Annotated in this window: 4 protein-coding genes; 2 read left to right on the forward strand and 2 right to left on the reverse strand. The window is 46.2% G+C overall.

Annotation, left to right across the window (positions count from 1 at the left end; genetic code table 11):
* Positions 1 to 491: 491 nt before the first annotated feature.
* Together IM322_RS18100 and IM322_RS18105 are read right to left on the reverse strand one after the other, a co-directional pair.
* Positions 492 to 1,280 (reverse strand): PEP-CTERM sorting domain-containing protein, encoded by a 789-nt coding sequence (locus IM322_RS18100; protein WP_287675839.1) that lies wholly within the window; start codon positions 1,278 to 1,280, stop codon positions 492 to 494.
* Positions 1,281 to 1,442: 162 nt separating this feature from the next.
* Positions 1,443 to 3,818: an ATP-binding response regulator gene (locus IM322_RS18105; RefSeq protein ID WP_287675838.1), complete on the reverse strand. Its 2,376-nt coding sequence runs from the start codon at positions 3,816 to 3,818 to the stop codon at positions 1,443 to 1,445.
* A gap of 277 nt (positions 3,819 to 4,095) precedes the next feature.
* Between IM322_RS18105 and IM322_RS18110 the strand changes: the two genes are divergently transcribed.
* The gene (locus tag IM322_RS18110) at positions 4,096 to 5,025 is read left to right on the forward strand and encodes a circadian clock protein KaiA (RefSeq protein ID WP_287675837.1); all 930 of its coding nucleotides are present in this window, start codon (positions 4,096 to 4,098) and stop codon (positions 5,023 to 5,025) included.
* Between the two features lie 56 nt (positions 5,026 to 5,081).
* Positions 5,082 to 5,396, forward strand: a complete 315-nt coding sequence (gene kaiB, locus IM322_RS18115; protein ID WP_002733742.1) for a circadian clock protein KaiB — start codon at positions 5,082 to 5,084, stop codon at positions 5,394 to 5,396.
* The last annotated feature ends 168 nt before the right edge of the window (positions 5,397 to 5,564 follow it).

The raw sequence follows: 5,564 nt of genomic DNA on the forward strand, positions 1-5,564 counted from the left end.
CCCATTTTCAGGTGGTCAATTACCTAATTTTCAGGGAAAAAGTCCCTGAATTTTCCCCCCAATCACTCCAAGGGGCGGCACTTTTTGAGGGAAAAAAAGTCTAAAAACCTTGTTGGATAAGGTTTTTAGATTTATTCAGCCAGCCCTAACTAGGGTTGGCGGCAAAAAGTTTCTCGTGTGGGGACTGACGCAGGTTCGTTCAGCATACCCTAATTAAAAACCGCCCCAAAAGGACGGAGTTTCAATGCTAGGAGCTACGATTTCTGGCTTTTCGGGACTTGGGATGGTTCGATATGGGGGCATAAATCGACTGAATCCTTATCTGGCAAGAGATTTAATTGATTAGTTCGCTCTAGAGCAAAAACAATTGACAAAAATCGCTAAATGCCTTTATATATAAGGGTTCCATCCCTTATAACCTCCGTCCATTGCATAAAACAAACAGAAGATGCCGATTTCTCTGCTCAAAGTTGTCCTGAAACCAAGCTCAGTTATCCCTGCTGCTTACGTTTCATCGCCAGACCTAAGCCACCAACAACCAGCAGTCCAACAACAGTCCCCGGTTCAGGAATAACCACCTGGGTGAAGGTTTGTGAGAAACTCGTAATTTGGGACGTACCCACAAGAGGCGTTGGAGTTCTGATCCGGCGAGCTCTGAGGTCTAATGTGTTCCCTATCATAACCGTGGTTGATGGTGGAGAAATCAACATAGTGTCAGTCATCATCGACATGTTGTCGGAGGACAACGTGGTATTATTGAAAGATGCATAACTTGTCGTTCCAGAAGTGGGACCAACAACTAACGCACCTGTTAGCTCATCTGTCTGTTCAATGATTGGGACATATTGAGCGGATGTGACATCGAACTCGAAATAAACAGTCGCACTCCACGAGACGGCATTACCCGCCGGAAGTGGCGGCTCTAGCAGCAGGGCATTATTAACAACAGTGTAATTGAGAGTAGCACTACCAGAGCCACCAGGAATGTAAGTGCCGGTTGCACGCACTTGAATGTCGCCTTCGGGATTTACCAGAGTATTAGCATTAGGACTTTTGCTAAAGTCGTAGTTCTTCCAGTTGCTGAACGTTTTCTCAATTGTGCTATTTCCGTCCTCATCAACTTCGATGGAACCACCGTTAAGGAGCTGGGTGAGTGTACAGAATGTGGCATCCTGACCACAACCGATATAGTTTACCGTTGCGGCTTGCGCTGGCGCAGTGGCGAGGCCTAGTACAGCGGCGGCGGCACTAGGAATGGTAAATCTGAGTAATTTTGTCATCTGTTGTATAGACTCCCACAAAGGTAAAGTGGATATTACTAATAACAATCGCAATGCTAACACCTAATTTTTCCTCTGTCAACACAGAATTGCCTATTTGTCAAGAGATCACTGAAAAACTGTTAATAAGATCACTGAAAAGAGTTTCTACCCCGCTCCCCCTTACCGTTCTTTGTGGCCAGAAAAAGCCAGATCAGCAGTCTCGATTACCTTTAATAGCTGTTCGATACGGTTTTCCGTCGGGGGGGCCAAACAGGGAAAAACGGCTAAACCGGGGATTTGATTGGCCACCTCGGTGACAGCCACATCAAGGGTGACTAGGGGTAAATTAGCTAGGGTTTCCGACTCGCTCAAGGTTTGCAGATAAGAGTATAAATCTTCCGCGATCGAACTATCGATTAAGATAGCGTCCACCTCCCAGACACCAGCTAAAAGTTCCGCCTGTTCGCAACTATCGGCCTCAATAAAACGATAATTCTCCCGAACTAATTGATTATTCCAAATCCAGCTAAAGGAAGATAAATCGGAGAAATTGGGGGCATAATGGCCGTGTAAACGCAGCAGAGTCGGAGCAGTGCGCCGTTTTCGGCTAGGAATGGGGGAAACGGTCAGATTCAGGCAAGCTTGCAGAGCTGCCGATGTGATCGGCGGAACAAGAAAACTATCGGCCCCTTGCTGTTGACTGCGGTTGCGCTCAGAATCGGCAGCGGTGACAATAACTTTCATATCTTTGGTTTGGGGATGGGATTTCAGCAGCGTTAACACATCCCAACCGGACAAGAGGGGTAGATTGGGATTGAGAAAAACACAACGGGGTTTTAACTGACGGGCTTTTTCGATCGCCTCAGTGCCGCTACGGGCGATAATGGCTTTTAATCCCAATTCACTCAAGCGCTCGACAAACTGTTCGATCACTTGGGGATTAGCTTCCACCACCAACACCAGACGCTGGGGGGTCGATTGTTCCTCTTCTGTTCCTTGGGGATAAACCGGCAGCACTAAAGTGAATTGACTGCCTTCCCGGTCCTTGGAGACAAAGGATAGATCTCCACCGTGACAGCGCGCTAATTTTTGGCTGAGGACTAAACCTAAACCTGCACCCTCAAATTGACGGGTGAAAGGACTTTCTAGCTGTTGGAATTTCTGAAAAATCAGATGCTGGGATTCTTCTGGAATACCGATTCCCGTATCCCAGACGGTAAAAGCCAGCCAATTTTCCCAACGATTGACTTTAATGCCCAAATTACCGCCATCAATGGTGAATTTAACCGCATTATCTAACAAATTCACTAACATCTGTTGTAAACGGGCTTCATCGGCCAGGGCATAATCTAACCCTGATTCGATGTCAAGACGATAGCTGCCGGGGAGATCGAGACGTTGGGGATACTTATCGACGATGATATCGTACACCCGTTGACAGAGGCGATCGATTTTGACTCTAGTGAAAGTTAATTTTAGTTGTCCTGTCTCTAAGCGGGTTAAATCGAGGAGATCATTGACCAAAGCCATCAACTGGCGACCGCTGCGATAGATTAAATCGGCATATTTCGACTGTCGGGGGTTAAGTTCACCGATTTTTTGTTCCCGCAGCAGATTGGAGAGACCGATCACGGCGGTGAGGGGCGATTTAAACTCATGGCTGACACAGGCGAGAAATTCATCCTTAAGACGATTTAAATGGACTAAATCGGCATTTTTAACCGCTAATTCCTGACAATAGTGCTGTTGTTCCGTGATATCGGTGGCTAACAGTAACCACAGTCCCGAAGCTTTCTCGATCAAGGGATAATTATGCGCCAAATTTAACGGCACGGACAACAGTCGCCAAGTCTTGGCTAAACCCGATGTCACCGTTTCTAGACGCTGGGGAAACAGGGGGGGGGTGGGGGATTGGAGGGTTAAGGGGTCATTAACCAAAGCAAAGGGAGATTTATCGATATTAGCGGGGAAAGCCGCCCCGATTTGTTCACACCAAGCCTGATTTTGGTATAAAATTCCCGCTTCTGGACTGTAGAGCAGCAGCGGCAGCGGTAATTGTTCCAGAAATTCCAGAGGACGATCGCTGCGGGGGGGGAGATTGCGATCGCTGATGCGGGGCTGCGGGGGAGGATCATCGAGAATCGAGCGCCCGAGACAAAATTGGAGAAGTTTTCCCGTGTCCAAGCGTCCTAACAGTTTGCCCTGAGCATCCACTAAAATAGGGGCTAAGGAGCTTCCTTCTGCCGTCAGGGTTGCCAGAAACTCACTCACGGCCATGCGCGAGTTAAGAGGGATAATCGGACGTAGCAAACCGCTCAGATCTAGGCAGTTGGAGGAGGGGTTTCTGGTTTCGGGGTGCTGTTGTTGATAGAGGAGGTAGGCAATCAGGGTTTGACTCTCAATCAGTCCTAGGGGACAATACCGCTCATCCACCACCACGATCGCTTCTGGATTGCCCGTATTAATTAAATCTAAAAGACTTGCCGTGTCAATAATTAATTCACAGGCAGTGACGGATTGATTAAAGTGATGGAGGCTGAGGGTAACGCTAGGCATGGGGATAATTGGGTGGGCGGTGGCGGTAACTTTAGGGCATAATTAACAAACTGATGGCCAAACTATTAGTAGTCCTAAAACTTGAATCTACCTTGATTATGACGCTTGCTCAACTAGAGGACCGCTCCATTGATTACAATTAACTACGATACCCACTGCCAAAAAGCAAAGTTAACTTTAACTTCCCCGATTTGATGGCGAGGGGGTTGTCTTCTCAACAGAGAAAGCCTAACCTAATTGTTTGTTATTTTCTATCTACCTTGCGGGTGAGAAAACGTTGCCTCCGAGACTGACTATTTATGCTTTTGTCCCAACGGACCCACCCTTGACGGGAGTGAGTTCACCTCTGGGGCTGGTTAATTCTTTGACGGCTTTATTAGCTAATGAACGCTATAATCTAACCCTAGGGTCGTCTTCTAGCGAATTACTGGCTAATATCGAGGCAGAGAAGGAAAAAATCGATTGTTTGCTGGTGGTCTTTCATCCTTCCCTACAGCCGACTTTTAATCAACTCTACGAAGGGGGGATTTTACTGCCAGTAGTGATCATTGTCGCTGACAAGAACATCACTGCCGAGACGAATGACTCTCCCACCTGTCTCTATCATAGTGCCGAATTACAAATTACCGTCAAGGAATTAGACAGCATCACCTCGGTCATCGACCAAGCGATCGCTCGATTTCTCCATTTAGCTCCTAATTGCTCTTTTTTCGAACCTACCACGATTGTTAACCAACCAAATCCCGTGGAAAATAATCACAGTTTTCTCCTCCTACAACAGCGCCGTTTAGCGGAAAAATTAAAAGAAAGACTCGGCTATTTAGGTGTTTACTACAAACGCAACCCGCAGCTATTTTATCGCAATCTTGCCCCAGAGGAAAAAAACGAATTACTGCGGGAATTAAGAAGAGATTATCGGGAGATTATTTTAAATTACTTCCAACAGGATTATCCGATCAATCAAGCGATCGATGAATTGGTTAATAATGTCTTTTTTACCGATCTCTCAGTGTCGCAAATTCTGGAAATTCACATGGAGTTAATGGATGAATTTTCCCAACAGTTAAAATTAGAAGGCAGAAGTGAGGAAATTCTCCTAGATTATCGTCTCGCTCTCATTGATATCCTTGCTCATCTAGGGGAAATGTACCGTCGTTCCATACCTCGCGAGGATATCCCTTATGATTTATTATTGGGAATAGATTAAAATCTCCCCAATAAATAGCGATGAACTCATATCCCCAGCCCCTTTGATCTTAACCTATGAGCGTCTTTAAAAAAACCTATGTTTTAAAACTGTACGTCGCTGGGAATACCCCCAACTCCGTGCGCGCCTTGAAAACCCTGAAAAATATCCTAGAAGAGGAATTTCAGGGAGTGTATGCGCTGAAAGTGATTGACGTGCTGAAAAACCCGCAACTAGCGGAGGAAGACAAGATTCTCGCTACTCCTACCCTCGCGAAAGTCCTCCCTCCCCCAGTGCGGAAAATTATCGGGGATTTGTCCGATCGAGAGAAGGTTCTAATCGGTTTAGACTTACTGTACGAGGAAATTCGTGAACGAGAAAATGATAGCTAGGCCTTCGGCAATAGGTGATTAGACGGGTTATCGAAAATTTGGGTTAAAACCCCGTCGTTTTACGACGGCTTTTCTTGATCTTTAATAGAGCATCTGAGAACTTCCAGGGTTGCACCTCTCAGTTATCAGTTATCAGTTATCAGTTATCAGTGGGTAAGTCATCAGTTA

This window comes from Microcystis sp. M109S1 (genome assembly GCF_020247025.1).
In the GTDB taxonomy this organism is placed as follows: domain Bacteria; phylum Cyanobacteriota; class Cyanobacteriia; order Cyanobacteriales; family Microcystaceae; genus Microcystis.